The organism is Chondrinema litorale, from assembly GCF_026250525.1.
GTDB lineage: Bacteria > Bacteroidota > Bacteroidia > Cytophagales > Flammeovirgaceae > Chondrinema > Chondrinema litorale.
This window is the reverse complement of record NZ_CP111043.1, coordinates 26,980-43,639: the sequence shown is the minus strand read 5'-3', so window position 1 is coordinate 43,639 and position 16,660 is coordinate 26,980. Positions and strand designations below refer to the sequence as shown.

At 32.7% G+C, this 16,660-nt stretch carries 19 protein-coding genes; 11 read left to right on the top strand and 8 right to left on the bottom strand.

Annotated features, from left to right (window positions below):
• Entirely contained in the window at positions 1 to 267 is a 267-nt protein-coding gene (locus OQ292_RS00230) for a hypothetical protein (protein WP_284684035.1), read from the bottom strand.
• Between the two features lie 187 nt (positions 268 to 454).
• On the opposite strand from OQ292_RS00230, the gene OQ292_RS00225 reads away from it, so the two are divergent.
• The 6 genes from OQ292_RS00225 (at position 455) to OQ292_RS00200 (ending at position 6,454) form a co-directional block, all read left to right on the top strand.
• Positions 455 to 919 (top strand): pyrophosphohydrolase domain-containing protein, encoded by a 465-nt coding sequence (locus tag OQ292_RS00225; RefSeq protein WP_284684034.1) that lies wholly within the window; start codon positions 455 to 457, stop codon positions 917 to 919.
• Between the two features lie 208 nt (positions 920 to 1,127).
• Positions 1,128 to 3,131 carry a sensor histidine kinase gene (locus OQ292_RS00220; RefSeq protein ID WP_284684033.1) on the top strand — a complete coding sequence of 668 codons (2,004 nt, stop codon included), beginning with the start codon at positions 1,128 to 1,130 and terminating at the stop codon, positions 3,129 to 3,131.
• Positions 3,132 to 3,172: 41 nt separating this feature from the next.
• Positions 3,173 to 3,853, top strand: coding sequence for a molybdate ABC transporter permease subunit (modB, locus tag OQ292_RS00215; RefSeq protein ID WP_284684032.1), 681 nt, complete (start codon positions 3,173 to 3,175; stop codon positions 3,851 to 3,853).
• A gap of 49 nt (positions 3,854 to 3,902) precedes the next feature.
• A complete protein-coding gene (locus OQ292_RS00210; RefSeq protein ID WP_284684031.1) occupies positions 3,903 to 4,754 on the top strand; it encodes an ATP-binding cassette domain-containing protein in 852 nt (283 codons plus the stop codon).
• A gap of 27 nt (positions 4,755 to 4,781) precedes the next feature.
• A complete protein-coding gene (locus OQ292_RS00205) occupies positions 4,782 to 5,300 on the top strand; it encodes a DUF4199 domain-containing protein (protein ID WP_284684030.1) in 519 nt (172 codons plus the stop codon).
• Between the two features lie 170 nt (positions 5,301 to 5,470).
• On the top strand, positions 5,471 to 6,454 hold the full coding sequence (locus tag OQ292_RS00200) for a glycosyltransferase family 2 protein (RefSeq protein ID WP_284684029.1): 984 nt from the start codon (positions 5,471 to 5,473) through the stop codon (positions 6,452 to 6,454).
• A 5-nt stretch (positions 6,455 to 6,459) separates the two neighbouring features.
• Here OQ292_RS00200 and OQ292_RS00195 read toward each other — a convergent pair whose 3' ends face one another.
• Entirely contained in the window at positions 6,460 to 6,711 is a 252-nt protein-coding gene (locus tag OQ292_RS00195) for a hypothetical protein (protein WP_284684028.1), read from the bottom strand.
• A gap of 179 nt (positions 6,712 to 6,890) precedes the next feature.
• Between OQ292_RS00195 and OQ292_RS00190 the strand changes: the two genes are divergently transcribed.
• Positions 6,891 to 7,460 carry a ferritin gene (locus OQ292_RS00190; RefSeq protein ID WP_431733750.1) on the top strand — a complete coding sequence of 190 codons (570 nt, stop codon included), beginning with the start codon at positions 6,891 to 6,893 and terminating at the stop codon, positions 7,458 to 7,460.
• 48 nt (positions 7,461 to 7,508) lie between these two features.
• Here OQ292_RS00190 and galU read toward each other — a convergent pair whose 3' ends face one another.
• The 5 genes from galU to OQ292_RS00165 all read right to left on the bottom strand — a co-directional run bounded on the left by galU (position 7,509) and on the right by OQ292_RS00165 (position 12,054).
• Positions 7,509 to 8,381: a UTP--glucose-1-phosphate uridylyltransferase GalU gene (gene galU / locus OQ292_RS00185; protein ID WP_284684026.1), complete on the bottom strand. Its 873-nt coding sequence runs from the start codon at positions 8,379 to 8,381 to the stop codon at positions 7,509 to 7,511.
• Positions 8,382 to 8,412: 31 nt separating this feature from the next.
• Positions 8,413 to 9,408 carry a mevalonate kinase family protein gene (locus OQ292_RS00180; RefSeq protein ID WP_284684025.1) on the bottom strand — a complete coding sequence of 332 codons (996 nt, stop codon included), beginning with the start codon at positions 9,406 to 9,408 and terminating at the stop codon, positions 8,413 to 8,415.
• 128 nt (positions 9,409 to 9,536) lie between these two features.
• Positions 9,537 to 10,589 carry a S66 peptidase family protein gene (locus OQ292_RS00175; RefSeq protein ID WP_284684024.1) on the bottom strand — a complete coding sequence of 351 codons (1,053 nt, stop codon included), beginning with the start codon at positions 10,587 to 10,589 and terminating at the stop codon, positions 9,537 to 9,539.
• 141 nt (positions 10,590 to 10,730) lie between these two features.
• Entirely contained in the window at positions 10,731 to 11,243 is a 513-nt protein-coding gene (locus OQ292_RS00170; RefSeq protein WP_431733749.1) for an HNH endonuclease, read from the bottom strand.
• A 217-nt stretch (positions 11,244 to 11,460) separates the two neighbouring features.
• Positions 11,461 to 12,054 carry a hypothetical protein gene (locus OQ292_RS00165; protein ID WP_284684023.1) on the bottom strand — a complete coding sequence of 198 codons (594 nt, stop codon included), beginning with the start codon at positions 12,052 to 12,054 and terminating at the stop codon, positions 11,461 to 11,463.
• 214 nt (positions 12,055 to 12,268) lie between these two features.
• Between OQ292_RS00165 and OQ292_RS00160 the strand changes: the two genes are divergently transcribed.
• Entirely contained in the window at positions 12,269 to 13,399 is a 1,131-nt protein-coding gene (locus tag OQ292_RS00160) for a glycosyltransferase family 4 protein (protein WP_284684022.1), read from the top strand.
• A 1-nt stretch (position 13,400) separates the two neighbouring features.
• Here OQ292_RS00160 and OQ292_RS00155 read toward each other — a convergent pair whose 3' ends face one another.
• Positions 13,401 to 14,198, bottom strand: coding sequence for a glycosyltransferase family 2 protein (locus OQ292_RS00155; RefSeq protein ID WP_284684021.1), 798 nt, complete (start codon positions 14,196 to 14,198; stop codon positions 13,401 to 13,403).
• A gap of 170 nt (positions 14,199 to 14,368) precedes the next feature.
• On the opposite strand from OQ292_RS00155, the gene rpiB reads away from it, so the two are divergent.
• The 3 genes from rpiB to OQ292_RS00140 all read left to right on the top strand — a co-directional run bounded on the left by rpiB (position 14,369) and on the right by OQ292_RS00140 (position 16,436).
• The gene (gene rpiB / locus OQ292_RS00150) at positions 14,369 to 14,800 is read left to right on the top strand and encodes a ribose 5-phosphate isomerase B (protein ID WP_284684020.1); all 432 of its coding nucleotides are present in this window, start codon (positions 14,369 to 14,371) and stop codon (positions 14,798 to 14,800) included.
• Between the two features lie 50 nt (positions 14,801 to 14,850).
• Positions 14,851 to 15,819 (top strand): SDR family oxidoreductase, encoded by a 969-nt coding sequence (locus OQ292_RS00145; protein WP_284684019.1) that lies wholly within the window; start codon positions 14,851 to 14,853, stop codon positions 15,817 to 15,819.
• Positions 15,820 to 15,881: 62 nt separating this feature from the next.
• Complete coding sequence (locus OQ292_RS00140) at positions 15,882 to 16,436, top strand: hypothetical protein (protein ID WP_284684018.1); 555 nt, start codon at positions 15,882 to 15,884, stop codon at positions 16,434 to 16,436.
• The last annotated feature ends 224 nt before the right edge of the window (positions 16,437 to 16,660 follow it).

Genomic DNA, 16,660 nt, shown 5'->3' with positions numbered 1-16,660 from the left:
TTATTCCTCTTCTTCTTCGTCCAATTCAGCTTCTGTTTTAAATTTTTGCTGACTGTTTTTGATTGATTTGTTTAATAGATTGATGTCTGCCAAAAAATCATCTGGATAAGGAGAGCTTTTGTCCTCTTCAGTTAGATTTTGTTTCTCTGCTTCTATCGCATTAATATCGTAATCTTCTACATCTTTTTGTGGACCAGCAAGTCTGTCTTCTCTTTCTAGAGATTCCCAGTCTAATTCGTCGTGTTTTTTATTTTCTTCTTTGCTCATAACTTCTAATTTAAAATTAAAAAAGCTGAATTATTTCGTGATATCTACCAACAGATTTTACCGCAAAGTTAACTTTTTAGTAATTATAGTGAGTTAATCTGAAAATCATTTTTGCTGTATAGTAGCATGGTAAACAAATTTTATATTTTTGCGCCTTTATATATTAAAGAATATTAAAATAAACTAAATGAAGTCTCCTGAATCGCTAAAGAGTGTAGCCGAATTTCATAAAACATTTAAACACCCAATTGAAGCAGAACCAGTTATTCCAGCACCCGAGCGTTGTGCTTTAAGAGTTTCTTTAATTGCCGAAGAATTAAAAGAGCTAGAGGAAGCTATTGCAAATAAAGATTTAGTAGAAGTGGCAGATGCACTTTGCGACATTCAATATGTACTCTCTGGAGCTGTACTAGAATTTGGTCTAGGAGATAAATTCAAAGAGTTGTTTGATGAAGTACAGCGTTCAAATATGTCTAAGGCTTGTAAAACCGAAGAAGAAGCACAAAAAACAGTTGAGTATTACAAAAATGAAAGAGATACAGAATCTTATTACAAAGAAATAGATGGATTGTACTTAGTTTACAGAAAAGGTGATGACAAAACACTTAAATCTGTAAATTATTCTCCAGCAGACCTTAAGAAGATCCTTTAGTCTAGGATTTTCTTTAAATGATATCTATAATTTTTTAGTACAAAAGAATCTTTACTTATTAACATATTTTCAATTGTTAATGTAAGTGGTTTACTTACAATAAAAGCTCATTAATATTGTAAAATTAGTGAGAATATACTTTTGCGCTGTGCTATTTAATTCATCTATTATTTCGAAAACGCTATTACTATTGTGCATATACAATTATATGTGCGATAGTTATGCTTTTGCGAATGAAAACCTCCCAGAATTAAAGCTCAGTTATTTCGAAGACACATCTGAGGCAATAGATATTGACTCCTGCTTATCTAATGATATAAATTTTCAACCAATAGCTACAAACTCAGTAAATTTTGGAAAAAACTCATTCACTTATTGGATTAAAGCAGAATTAATATTTTCAGATTCAATTCAGAAGAAATACTTTTTGGAAATAGACTATCCAAGTATCGATTATATAGACTATTTCTATGAAAAAAATATTGAATGGCATAAGGTAGAAACAGGCTCTCTAAGACCTTATAATAATAGACTCTTACATTACGAAACCTTTATTTTTCCTGTAGAGAATAATGAGCTAAGAAAAACACTTTACTTTAAAGTGAAAACAGCTAATGCAATCATACTTCGATTTAATTTATTTGATCAGGAAGGCTTGATAAAGGAAGTAAAAAGTTATGAAATGTATTATGGTAGCTTTTTCGGTATTATATGCATAATTATAATTATAAACCTCATTATATTTTTCTTTCTCAAAGAGAGATCATTTATTATTTATGTCTTTTATGTTTCATTCAATTTATTGTTGAATGTATTTTTATCAGGACATATATCTGCATTAGTTTTAAGAAATGTTGGTGGATGGTACAACGTAGCATATTTACAAGTGCTTCTTTTTACAATTCTTTTTGGGTTATGGTTTGCCTATGAATTTTTGAAGTTAAACAACGAAAAGAAATTCCTTCAATTCGTCTATTTTCCTCTAGTTGGATTTACGGTTTTAGTAGGTTTTATAAGTTTCTATGTAGATTTTCTAATTATTAATTCGCTGCTTGAGTTTAATGCATTAGCTTTTATTCTATTTATGATGTTTGCTGCATTTATTAGGTATAGTAAGGGACATAGAGCAGCCAGATTTTACATAATTGGTTATTTGTTTTATTTCTTGTTTTTAATACCTGTCATATTAGAGAACTATCATTTATTCGAAAGAAGCTTTATTACTATCCACGGTGCTGAAATTGGTATATTACTAGAGTCAACTTTATTATCTATTGCATTAATTGACAGAAGTTGGTTTGAGAAAAAGAAAATTACCGATGAGAGAGGTATGATCTACGAAGAGAATTTAAAGCTTCAGCATCAATTACATTTTAAACTAGAAAAACAAGTACAAGAGCGTACAGAAGAATTGGCATTTACACTTCAAGAGCTAAACGCTAAAAATGAAGAGATTCTAAGTCAAAGAGATAATATAGAATCGCAAAAAGAAAGGCTTGTTAAACTGAATGATAATAAAGATAAATTCATTTCGATTTTAGCGCATGATGTAAGAGGGCCGATTAATTCGATGTTTGCTTTTACACAGTTGCTTGCAAATAATATTAATCTGTTATCTAGAGAAGAATTAGTAACATTAGGTAGAGATTTAGAAAAGCAAACCAAAAGTCTTTACAGTTTATTAGATAATTTATTGCAATGGGCTCGCTCTCAAATGGGAACGCTAGAGACTTATAAAGAAAAATTTATATTGAGAAATCAGATAAGTCTTAATATAAATCAGCTTGAAGGAATGGCGGCACCTAAAAATATTAGTATCATCAACAATTCAGAAAATGTATTCGTTTTTGGAGATAAAAATCTGTTTGATACTGTTATGAGGAATTTAATTTCTAATGCCATTAAGTTTTCAAATACAGAAAAAGAAATTTTTATAGATGCATCAGTTGAGCAAAATTTTGTGACTATTTCTGTAAAAGATGAGGGTTTAGGGTTTACAGAAGATATAAAAGATAAACTGTTTAGAATAGAAACAAAACATACTACTACTGGTACTAAAGGAGAAAAAGGTACGGGCTTAGGGCTTAAGCTATGCAAAGAGTTTGCAGAAGTAAATGGAGGTAAAATCTGGGCTGAAAGTGAGCTTTATAAAGGAACTGTTTTTTATTTTACAATCCCTCTTTTTAAAGAGAATAATAGCACTTCTCACTAATAAAAAAGATAATTCATATTTTTTCGCTGTAATTTTAAGCCATGGAAATATCTTTTTCACCACTATGGCTAAGTTTCAAGTTGGCTACAATTACAACATGCATTTTATTGGTTTTAGGGATATTTATAGTTTATTTAATCCACTTTAAATTAAAAGGTTATTGGTTAATATCTATAGTCAAATCACTGGTGAGTTTACCATTGGTTTTGCCTCCTACAGTTTTAGGTTATTACCTATTAGTAGCATTTAATCCAGACAGCTTACTAGGGAGTTTTTTTGAAGACTTTTTTAATATCCAGTTGGTATTTTCATTTGCTGGAATATTACTTGGTTCAGTAATTTTTAGCTTGCCTTTTATAGTAAATCCTATTTTATCTGCTGTAGAGAATTTACCTACCTATTACGAAGATGCTGCCTATACACTAGGCAAAACCCAATGGCAGACTTTTACAAAAGTAATGTTACCCAATATTAAATCTTCTGTAATTGTGGGTATCACTATGTCTTTTGCTCATACAATTGGCGAGTTTGGTGTAATTTTAATGATTGGTGGAAATATACCAGATGAGACTAGAGTCGCTTCCATAGCGATTTATAATGAGGTTGAAATGCTCAATTACGATTCTGCAAATGTTTATTCTATCATCTTACTCATTTTCTCATTATCTGTTTTATTCTTTGTAAACTTCTTTAATTCAAGAAAAAATAACATCAATCTGTAATTTTTCGCATACAACTGCTACTAATCGTGTATACTGATTAATTATAAACATGCTTCAGTTTAGTTTCAAGAAAAAACTACATCATCACAGCGGACAACTACAATTTAGACTATCTGCCAGTTTACCAGCAAACTCTGTTACTGCTATTATGGGTGGTTCTGGAGAAGGTAAGACTAGTTTATTAAAAATGTTTGCTGGCTTACTTAAACCAGACGATGGATATTTAAAGATAAATGATGCATGTTGGTACGATAGTGTTAAAAAAATCAATCTTGTTCCTCAAAAGAGAAGTATAGGTTTTTTGTTTCAAGAGTATGCTTTATTTCCGAACATGACAGTAAAAGAAAATCTGACTTTTGCATTGCGAAAAGAAGATAGAAATGCTGACATTGTGAACGAATTATTGGAAATAATAGATTTAAAAGCATTAGAAAATATAAAGCCAACGCATCTTTCTGGTGGGCAGCAGCAAAGAGTTGCTCTAGCCAGAGCGGTTATTAGAAAACCAGAGTTACTTTTACTAGACGAGCCTCTTTCTGCTTTAGATAACCAACTGCGAGATCGCTTACAACAAGACCTCAAGCTACTATTGGCTAAATATCCAACTACAGTATTAATTGTAACACATGATGCAGCTGAAGCTATTCGGTTAGCAGATCATATTATTATTGTAGATGAGGGTAAAATGAAGACTTTTGGCAAAATTAAAGATGTGTTGGGGACAAATATTGAGAAAAATGGTGGTATAGATGCTGAAGTCATAAGCATAGATTTGTCGCAAAATACTATGCAAATATTATTAGGAGATAGTCTATTTACTATAAATATCCCTTCAATAGATAGTCTGCCCGAAGAAGGAGATAGAATTAAAATTAATGCAGACAACTGGAAATTAAATTAAATCAAAATTATTTTAAAGTTTAAAAGAATGGAAGATCAAGCATCTATTAAGTCAGTTGGAGTAAAATACGGTCTTATACTAGGTATTTTTCTAATTGTATACGGTTTGTTACTACAAGTTTTAGATTTAGCTGCAGAACAATCATTAGGGTATTTATCATTTGTGTTTATGATAATAATGCTAGTGTTCGCTTACAAAGAATTTAAAGGCTTAAATAATGGATATATGAAACTCGGGCAAGGCATTGGCCTGGGTATGTTTGTTTTTTTAATCTCCACTATTTGTTCTAATATCTTTAGTTACTTCTATCTAAAATTTATTGATGATTCAATGCTTCAGTTGATTGTAGACAATGCAAGAGAGGAAATGTCTAGAAATCCTGATTTGACAGATGCTCAAATTGAGCAGGCATTGTCGATGACAGCGAGTTTCACTACTCCTGAGATGATTGTAGTAATCGGATTCTTTACAACAATGTTTTTTGGATTCCTTATTTCACTTATAATGTCATTAATTTTCAAAAAAGATAACCCTGATTACTATTAAAACCTAAAAATCTGGAAAAGGAAGATGAGTATTTATACATTTGCATAAATTAAATTTTACCGGTTAATAGTCGGTAATTTTTTGTTATTACTAATTTTCTTGTTTGATATAATAAACAAGTATATTGGTTGAGAAAATCTTAACGAATAAACTTGTAAAAGAGGTTTTACATGGAAGAAAGCACTATAGAGGAATTACAACCACAAATATCAGTAGTAATTCCTTTGTTTAATGAGGAGGAGTCTTTGCCGGAGCTGGTAGCATGGATTGATAAAGTGATGAAAGCCAATCAATATTCTTATGAAGTAATTTTGATTGATGATGGCAGTAAAGACAACTCATGGGAGATAGTTAAAAAATTAAAAACTGAATATCCGGCAGTAAGAGGCATTAGCTTTTTGAGAAATTATGGTAAATCTGCTGCCTTACACACCGGTTTTGGTGCTGCAAAAGGTAAAGTGGTAATCACCATGGATGCAGACTTGCAGGACAGTCCCGATGAAATTCCAGATTTGTATAGAATGATTGCCGAAGAAGGTTATGATTTAGTTTCTGGGTGGAAAAGAAAAAGATACGATCCCATCAGTAAGACCATTCCTTCTAAACTGTTTAACAAAGTAACTCAGCTTTCTTCTGGTATTAAATTACACGATTTTAATTGTGGTTTAAAATCATACAATGCGAAGGTGATTAAAACCATAGAAGTGTATGGTGAAATGCATCGCTATATTCCTGTTATTGCCAAATGGAATGGTTTCTATAAAATAGGAGAGAAAGAAGTTGAGCACAGAGCAAGAAAATATGGAGTTACCAAATTTGGATTGGAACGCTTTGTATTTGGCTTTTTAGATTTACTTTCGATCACTTTTGTATCTAGATTTAAGAAGAGACCGATGCACTTTTTCGGTACTTTGGGTACCCTTTCTTTTCTTCTAGGATTCATTTTCGCAATGAAAATACTTTTAGAAAAGGTGTATATCTCTAATATATTAAATGAAGTACCTGATAGAGACGTAGTTGCTCAACCCTTGTTTTTTCTTTCGCTTGTGATGTTAATAATAGGGGTACAGTTGTTTTTAGCGGGGTTTATTTCTGAAATGGTTTCTTTAAACTCTCCGAACAGAAACGATTATCACGTATCTGAAAGAGTTTGAAATCGCTATTTAATAGAACAAGATACCGAAGGGTTTTTAGCTTGGTCGAATTCTGTAATTTGGTCAAGCCTAATTTTTTCACCATTAGCCAATACCAAAAACTCTTCTTTATTTTTACTAATAAGATCAATTGGAGTAACTTCTTTAGTTACTAATTTACCAATAGTATTTAAATAAGATATACTCACTTTCTTTTTTAAAGTAATTGCAGCTTCAAAATAATCGTAGAAACCACAATTTATGGGTTGGTATTCCATACTGCCTTGGTTTTTATAGTTTTCTCATAAGCCAACTTGCTTTGTTTAGAAAATATAAATAAATTAATAATAGTTCAGTTTCTTATTTAGAATTTGTTTAAAGATAAATTGCAAAAAATAGAAACTATCTCAACAGTTAAGCCTTTATATTTGTACAGATATAGAATATAATCATGATTATGAATAAAATAAAAGCAAAAATTACTAAGAAAACCTCTTTAATCTCAGAAGTTGAAAGCAAATTAAATGATCAGGTAAAAATGGAAGGTGTTTCTTCTCAGTTTTATCTAGCTGCTGCTTCCTGGTGCGAAAGAGAAGGATACGAAAATGCCGCTAATTTTCTGTATGGACATTCTGAAGAAGAAAGAATGCACATGCTTAAATTGATAAAATATATTAATGCATCTGGTGGCTACGCACTTGCACCTGAAATTGACGGACTTAAATATGAATATGAGAGTCTTAGAGAAGTGTTTGAAGATGTATTAGAGCATGAAATAAAGGTAACTAATTCGATAAACGACCTTGTTGATTTTAGCTTTAAGGTGAAAGATTATGCTACTTTCCAGTTTTTACAATGGTATGTAGCTGAGCAGCGTGAAGAAGAAGAATTAGCAAGAAGAGTGATTGAAATATTTGACATTATCGGTGAGGAAGGCCAAGGATTATGGTTCATCGATAAGGAGATTGCTAAGTTAAAAGACCAAGCAGATAGTGGCGAGCTTGGAGCAATAGATTCTGCCGAATAAAAATAGGATAGATATTAAAAAAAGAAAGGCTGCTCTCGCAGCCTTTTTTTATTTTAAGCCTGCAACAGTTTCTTTTAAGAACTCTCCAAACTCTTCGGAAAACTCTTTTCTCTTTAGAGCAAACTCAACTGTAGTTTTTAAGAAATCTAGTTTGTTTCCAATGTCATATCTTTTACCTTCAATTGTATCAGCAATTACTTTTTCTCTTTTAGAAAGTATTTTAAAAGCATCTGTCAATTGAATCTCATTGTTTTTACCCTTTGGTGTTTGTTCCAAAGCAGTGTAGATTTCAGGTGTTAGAATGTATCTCCCTGCAATAGCCAAGTCTGATGGGGCAGTAGCTGGATCTGGTTTTTCTACAAACTCAGATACTTCCATAATGGTATCGCTCAAGCGTTTTCCACCAACAATACCATATCTTGATACTTTATCTTTCGGTACTTTTTCTACCGCCAAAATACTTGCATTGTATTGCTCAAAAGCATCAATTAATTGCTGGGTTACAGGAATTACAGAATCGACAATAGTATCACCTAAAAGTACAGCAAAAGGTTCGTTTCCAGTGTGGTATCTAGCATAATAAATAGCATCACCCAAACCGTTAATTTCTTTTTGTCTGATGAAATGGATGTTAGCCATATCAGCAATATGACGCATCTCATTGAACAGCTTCTCTTTTTCACTTTCTTCTAATCTCGCTTCCAATTCAGGGTTGCGGTCAAAGTGATCTTCTATAGCTCTTTTGCCTTTTCCCGAAATAATTAATATATCTTCTATACCGGAATCTACAGCTTCTTGCACTACATACTGAATAGTAGGAGTGTCTATAATTGGAAGCATTTCTTTAGGTTGTGCTTTTGTTGCCGGTAAAAATCTTGTTCCAAATCCTGCAGCTGGAATTACTGCTTTTTTAACTGTCATTGGGAATGTTTTTTCTATTAAAAATTAAAATTTATAATATATATGGTTTGATTACTCTCGCATTGAGTTTTCTCATGGCTATTACCAATTTGGTCAATGCTTCATCATCTGGATAAACTCCTATAATTGAACCACCCGAACCTGTAAATTTAGCAGAAACACCACAAGCTCTTGCAGAAGAAACCAGTTCGTGATTACTATCACTGATATTCATAATTTTACACCTCAGATCGAAGTTTAGGTTAATTAACTCATTTAGTCTGTGAGTATCACCCTGAGCAATGGCTTCTTTTCCTTGCTCGGCTAAATCTGCCATTTGGGAAAGTGTATTAATTACTTCTTGGTCTCCTTTCTCATATCTTACCCTAATATTATTCAACACAGCTCCTGAAACTTTGCCAAGATCCACCTTATATGCTATGTACAAATTAGGTAATTTCTGTGGTTCTAGCCTTTCGTATATACCTTGTTTATTTTTTTCGTAATGGGTTTTATCAAAATCCATATAAACACAGCCTTCAAAAGCTTGAATAACTCTATCTTGTAAACCAGCGCTAATACCGAGTTCGTCAGACTCTGCAGAGAGTACAAGATTCGCCAGCATTTCAGGGATAATCTCCACATTATAAAATTCCATTAATGCACGCATTGTCGCTGTAACAATGGCACTAGAACCTGCTAAACCAACCTGTCTTGGAATAGATGAACGATATCTAATGGTGAAATTCTTAGATGCAATCTTAATGTTTTCTTTCTCACAATATTCAGCAAACTTTTTAATAGCTGCTTTAATCAATCTAGAACCACCGTAATAACCTGTTAAAGAAACTGATTCAACTAAATGGTAGATGTTTCTAAACTCATTAAGGTCTTGTTCTTGAGGTTCAATTTTTAATTCGGGAGATTCATAAAGAGAAATATGAGCACCAAAATTTCTTACTATAATTGAAATGGTTTTTCCAAAATATCCGTCAGAAGGATTCCCCAGCAAACCTGCTCTAGCGTAGGCTCTTTTTTCGATAATCATTATATATTAGCTCTTGTTCTGAGCGAATTTAGCATATAAACTCAAGATAATTGAAATTTATGGCTCTAAGATTCATGTATTTTGGGTATAAATAATTTTTTGGTGCTCAAAGTTGATGCAATAGAGAATTAAGAAATCACAGATTCTTCCAGTAATTTAATATTCCCTTTTTTAGCATTTATTTCAACATTTACTCCTACAGGGAGTGTGTATTGCTCTTTAAGATGGCCAGACATAATGCCAAAGAAAGCAGGTACACCAAGTGGTTCTAAATGGAATTTAATAATTTCTTGAAGAGAGAAGTTATCTTTTCTGTTTTCTTCTGTATCGCAAGATGCACACGTTGCGAAAACTACTCCGGCAACTTTATCTAAGATACCAGCAAGTTTTAGTTGAGTAAGATAACGGTCTACACGGTAAACTGCCTCGCCAACGTCTTCCAAAAATAATATTTTTCCTTCAAAATCTGGAAGATACTCTGAGCCAACCATGCCACAGAATACAGTTAAATTACCACCGACCATAATACCACTGGCTTTACCTTCTGTAATTACATAGCGACCTGTGTCTAGATCTTCTTCATCTTTTTTATTGCCTCGTAGTTTATAGGCTTTTTCTTTAATAATTACTTTTTTGAAATGCTTATAAGTAAACTTATTCCATTCTGAGGTGCCAACAGGTCCGTGGAAAGTTACTAAGCCAGTTTTTTGATAGATACCTAAGAGTAATGAAGTAATATCACTATAACCAATAAAAATCTTAGGGTTTTGTTTGATCGTTTCGTAGTCTAGCATGCTTAAAATACGGGCACCACCCCAGCCACCTCTTGCAGCTACAATGGCATTTACTTCTTTGTCTGCAAACATATCGTTTAAGTCTGCTGATCTCTCTTCGTCTGTACCTGAGAAATAGCCGTATTTGCCAAATACATATTTCCCGAACTTAACTTTATAACCTTCTTCTTCTAGCATTTTGCCAAACTCTTTTACAACTTCTGGTTTGGGTAAGGCAAAACCCGGTGCTACAATTCCTATGGTATCACCTTCTTTTAAAGATGCTGGCTTAATTTGTTGGATGTTTTGAGTGTTAGCAGCAAAGCTGCTGGTTCCTATAGAAAAAAAAGCGGATGCTGTTCCTAATTTCTTTATAAAGCTTCTTCTAGCTTTTTTGCTTTGATCCATAAAAAAAATCTGTTTGTTGTCTTTAAAAACTATGCAATTGAATTACTCCATTATTCAATAAAGTTATCATTGATAGTTTAACAATTGCTATCACTCCTCCAAAAAAAGAAAAACATACTTTCAATTAAAAGTATGTTTCGTTTATCTTGTTACTTGCAGGTAATGCATCCAACTCTCTTCACCGAGCCCTGAGAAGTCCCTCAGAAACATTATAAAGGATGGTTTAAAAGGCTTATAAGGTAATATCATGCCGATTTCTTCTGGAAGAAAATCTCCTTTTTTAGAATTACATCTTTTACATGCAGTAACCAAATTTGCCCAACTACTACTTCCACCTCTCGATCTGGGCAGTACATGGTCTAATGTGAGGTTGTCTCTAGAAGAACAGTAAACACATTTGTTTCCATCTCTTTTAAAGATATTTTGTCTGGTCATAATTACACCTTTGTAAGGGATATTTACATAGTTGTGTAATTTGATGATAGACGGAACATCGTAAGAGCGTGTAATACTTCGTAGATAGGCATTCTCTACTTTTTTCACTATTTCAGCTTTATCGAGGTAAACCAGCAAGAATGCCTTATACACGCTGCAAACTGAAAAAGCGCGATAATCGGCATTCAAGATAAGTACTTTTCTTGAGTGCATCCCCATGTTTTAAGATGGTTTTGTATAAAAAATAATTTTTCAAAAAGTGAATTCATAATATCAAATACGTATAAATATAAGTACCATTTTTTAATTTATAATAGCTTCACTTATAAATTAAATGGTTAAAAAATACCTGATATAAGATTAAATCCGCTTTTTCTATCGAAAAGCTAACAGCAATTGTATTTAATGAGTTTCTTGTGGAAGTTGTAAGAGCGATTTAGAAGATGTTTACAGTAATACCAGCGTTTAAGCTTAATCCATTTAAATAAAAACTTTCTTCAACGGTTTCGTAGCTGGCTTGAGATCCTGTGTACTTTAGCATTAGTTCGAAGCTTACATTTTTAGACCAGTAACTCGATAGTCCTGCTGCAATGGAATATCTATAGCCGCCAAACTCGTTGTTTTCTTCAGAACCATTATTGATGTATTTTTCTTTGCCAGTTCCATATCCACTGGCGATTTCTGCTGCAAAACCTTTAGGCGATTGGTATTTAAAGAAGATATTATAACTCTGCAAAAGAAATTGATATTCGTTTTGGTAATCGAACGAAGCTACAGATGCAAAATAATCAAAGTCGAAACCTGTGGAAAATCCTTGTTTAAAGTAATAGCCAACCTTGGGTGAAATCGTAAAATCGACAATGGCAGTGGCGCTCTCAATATTGATATTTTCGTTGCGTAAACCAATGCCCATTCCAAAATCCAAACCTGTTACAAAGTTGTTTTTTTGAGTAATATGCAAGTAATTGTCTATCTCTTCATTTATGATATTCAAATTAGCCGTATCTTGCTGGCTATATACCTGTTGCATGCTAAAAAAAAGCATGAATAAAGATGAGATTGAATGATGAACCTTAATACCTGATAGAATAGAAAAGATCCGGTGCATGTTTTATATTTTCAGCTGTAAGTATCTTCTGTATTTACCTTTAGGTAATACAACAGTTTGTTATTTGTACTAAAAGGATATGAAATTAGTACGACGAGACAAATGTAACAGTTGTTATCAGATTAAATATTAGATTTTGAAAATTCTTTTTTTTACCCATTATACAGCATTGTTTGGTGCTAACCGATCATTAATTGCATTAGCTCACCAGTTACAAATAAAATCTTATAAAGTAATAGTGCTTTTACCTACTCAAGGGCCTCTTTGTAAGGAGCTAGAGATTAGAAATATTCCTTATATAATTGAAGAGTTTTATGATGAATTTTATTACAAAAGAGGCTTTTCTAGACTTTTGGGATTAAAAAGACATATAGAGAACAGGCTTAATATTGGGAAGATATTAAAAGTGGTAAATAGTATAAAACCAGATATTATTCACTCTAATTCGTCTGCTTTACAAATAGGAGCCAAGGTGGCTTATAAATTAAATATTCCGCATGTATGGCATATTAGAGAGTTTGGCTTGCAAGATTACAAGGCTGCCTACAACATGGGCCTCAAAAACCATCTTAAATGGCTAAATAGGTCGGCTCATATAATTTCAATCTCTGAGGCATTAAAAAATGAAGTTTTATCAGCAGTGAAAGCTCCTATAAGTATCATTTATAATGGTGTAATGTCTGAGGAAAGCATGAGGAAATTACCAAAACAGTTTAGGCAATCTGAAAAAGCTGTATTCGCCTTGGTAGCTTCTTTTAGATCAGAAAAAGGTCATAAAGATGCGCTTGATGCTTTTATAGATGTTGCAGATAAATTACCTAAAGCAGAGTTGTTGTTAGTAGGAGATTGTGATAATGCTTTTGGCAATCAGCTTAAAGAAAAAGTGAATCAATCAGGATTAACTTCAAGGGTTAAATTTCCAGGATTTATAGATAATCCTGATGAAATATATGGAGAAATTGATGTTTTGCTAATGTGCTCTAAAAGTGAAGCTATGGGAAGAGTAACGGCAGAAGCTTTTGCCCATTCGAAACCTGTAATTGCTTTTAATGGAGGTGCAAATCCAGAGTTAATCGAAAATGGGATTGATGGCTTTTTGTATGCTAATCCACAGGGTTTAATAGATGCAATGCTCAAGTTGGGTTCTGATGCTGAGCTAAGATTGAAAATTGGTGAGAAGGGTTATCAAAAAGCGTTATCACTTTTTACTGAGGAAATCTATGCTTCCAAAGTTGAAAAGGTCTATAAACAAGTACTTAAATATTGAATTATTTGGAAGCATTTTTTAATTGCATCAGTTTCATATAAAGCTTTTCTGGTACTAATTTTTTAAACAATTCTAGTCCAGTTTGCGTGACAATCAGCTTCTGGTGAAACCAACTCACTTTAAATCTTTTGTCATATTTGAGTACAATCTTTCTATTTTCTTTATAGGCCGAAATTACTCCTGTTTCTGAATGTCCACCAGCCAGATAACCTGCAATATTTAAATCTGTATTATAGAATGAGTACCCCAAGCGATAGCTGTTGTAGATGAAATGAAAGTCAGCAGCGAATTTAAACTTGAGGTTAAAAGGTCTTTCTGAGAGAAGCTCTTTGCGAGTAAATAAACTTTGATGAGAGAAAATCATGTGTTTCCAAAGTTCTTCAGGCTTTAGTGCTTTTTTCTTTTTTACAAAGTTTGGGTAGTGTACTTCATGGTTTCCATAAACTAAATCTGCTTCAAGGCTTTCTTCTTTTTTGAAAACCTCAGCAATAATATTCTTTGAAAGAAACCAGTCACCCGCATTCATGAAGTTGATAAATTCCCCATTGGCTAAGGTAATACCTTTATTCATAGCATCAAAAATACCCTTATCTGCTTCACTTATCCATTTGGTAATCTTAGCTTCATGCTCTTTTATTATTTGAATACTTTCGTCTTTTGATCCTCCATCAATTACAATATATTCTAAATTGGGATAGTCTTGCTGGGCTATATTAGTGATTGTCTTTCGTAAGTTTTCAGCATCATTATAAGTTACTGTGATGATACTTACTAAAGGTAAATCAGGATGTTGGTGCATGTATAATAGTAAATTTTAAGTATTCAATTATATGGCTTTTCATTCATTTGGCAAAAATGTAAATTCTACAAACGAAATAAGCTTAAAATAATAGAAAATTGACCTCGATTGTCTGTAAAATAGTTTTTATTCATCTTCAAAATATTTTCATTTGCAAAAAAAGTGATAAAATGAAAATAGCAATAGGAGCAGATCATGCTGGGTATGATTTAAAAGAAATTGTAAAGCCTATTTTACAGGAAAAAGGATATGAATTTGAAGATTTTGGTACAAATTCAACTGAGTCGACAGACTATCCTGATTATGCGCACCCTGTGGCAAATGCTGTAGAATCTGCTGACTGTGATTTTGGTATTTTAATTTGTGGAACTGGAAATGGTGTAGCAATAACGGCTAATAAACACCAGAAAATTCGAGCAGGTTTATGCTGGACTCCAGAAATTGCATCACTCATTAGACAGCATAATGATGCGAATGTATTATGTATTCCTTCTCGATTTATTAGTACCGAAGCAGCACTCGAAATCTTAGACACTTTCCTCAAAACAGAGTTTGAAGGAGGTAGACATGGTAGAAGAATTGGAAAAATGGCGTGTATGTAAAATTTATTTTCTAAATCCATATTTAAAAAGAAGAAAATAAATTTTTTAATATGCAGACATACAAAATATTAGTAACCGGTGGTGCTGGATTTATAGGTTCAAATCTGGTTGAAAAATTATTATCACTCCCTCATGTAAGTAAAGTTAGGGTACTCGATAACCTTGCTACAGGAAAAATGGAAAATCTTCAACCTTTTCTGGAAGATGAGAAATTTGAGTTTTTAGAAGGGGATATCAGAGATTTTACCACTTGCCAAAAAGCAGTTGAGGGTATAGATAAAATAACACATCAGGCTGCTTTAGGTTCTGTGCCACGTTCTATTAATGATCCACTCACAACCAATCAGGTAAATATTACTGGGGCTCTTAATGTTTTTACAGCTGCAAAAGAAGCAGGGATAAAAAGAATAGTTTATGCGGCGTCTTCTTCTACCTATGGTGATAGTAAATCTTTACCAAAAGTTGAGAATATAATTGGTAAACCTTTATCTCCTTATGCCGTTACCAAATATGTGAATGAATTATATGCTGATGTATATGCCCAACTCTATGGAATTGAGCCAATTGGGCTGAGATATTTTAATGTATTTGGACCGAAGCAAAACCCTAAAGGTGCTTATGCTGCTGTAATCCCACTTTTTATGCAAGCTGTTATTGATAGTAAAGCTCCCACTATAAATGGAGATGGATTACAAAGTCGAGATTTTACTTTTGTTGAGAATGCAGTAAATGCAAATATACTTTCTCTTTTTACTGAAAATGAAGCTGCTGTAAATCAGGTATATAACATTGCTTGTGGAGAACAAACTACCCTCAACCAATTATATGAGCAAATTTGTGAAATTGCCGGAAAACAGATAAAACCAGTTTATGGGCCTTCCAGGCAAGGAGATGTTAAGCATAGCCTAGCAGATATTAGCAAAGCACGTAATTTTTTAGGCTATGAGGCTAAAGTTTCTATTAGTGACGGTTTACAAAAAGCATTTGAATGGTATAAATCTGCAAACATTTCTATCTAATTAATCTTTTAATTAAACAGTTAATTTTTTTACATAATAAAATTTGCTAAACGCTGAACATCATGAAGAACAATCAACTCATTAAGTCATTATTTATCGGCTTAGTTTTATTTATTGCATTTACTTTATCAAATAATGCTCAGGCACAGTACAACCCATATGATAATGGGAGTAATATAGTAACTATTGGAGTAGGAGCGTCTGGTTGGGGAGTTCCAATTTATGCTAGTTTAGAAATTCCTGTAGCAGATAACATCACAGCAGGTGGAATTTTATCTTACCAATCTTATTCAAATAGATATTCAACATTTAAATATCGTCATACCATTTTTGGAATAGGTGTTTTAGGTAATTATCACTTCAATGAACTGTTACAGATTTCTGATGAATGGGATGTGTATGCTGGACTAACTTTAGGATATTATATTTGGAATTCTAAATATGATGGATCGGGATCAAGTGTAGATTATAGTGGTCCTGAAAGCAGTGGTATAGGATTAGGCGCTCAACTTGGTGGCCGTTATTTCTTCAAAGATAATTTGGCAGTTAATGTAGAAGTAGGTGGAGGTTATACTGCTTTATCGAATGGTAAAGTAGGATTGTCTATCTTCTTCTAATGATTAGATAAGAAATTATATTCTTAATTATAACCACGGTTTATGAAGAGCTGTGGTTATTTTTTTTCTATGCTATTTGGGTTTCCGAATCCTTGGTAAATTGATTAGTTTTGAGGATTAATTAAATTTATATTTGGTAGCTCAACCTACTACTTATATCTGTTAAAAAAATAAACTAATCATAACATTGGCGAAGAAAGCAAAAAAGCAGAAAGAGGTAAAAG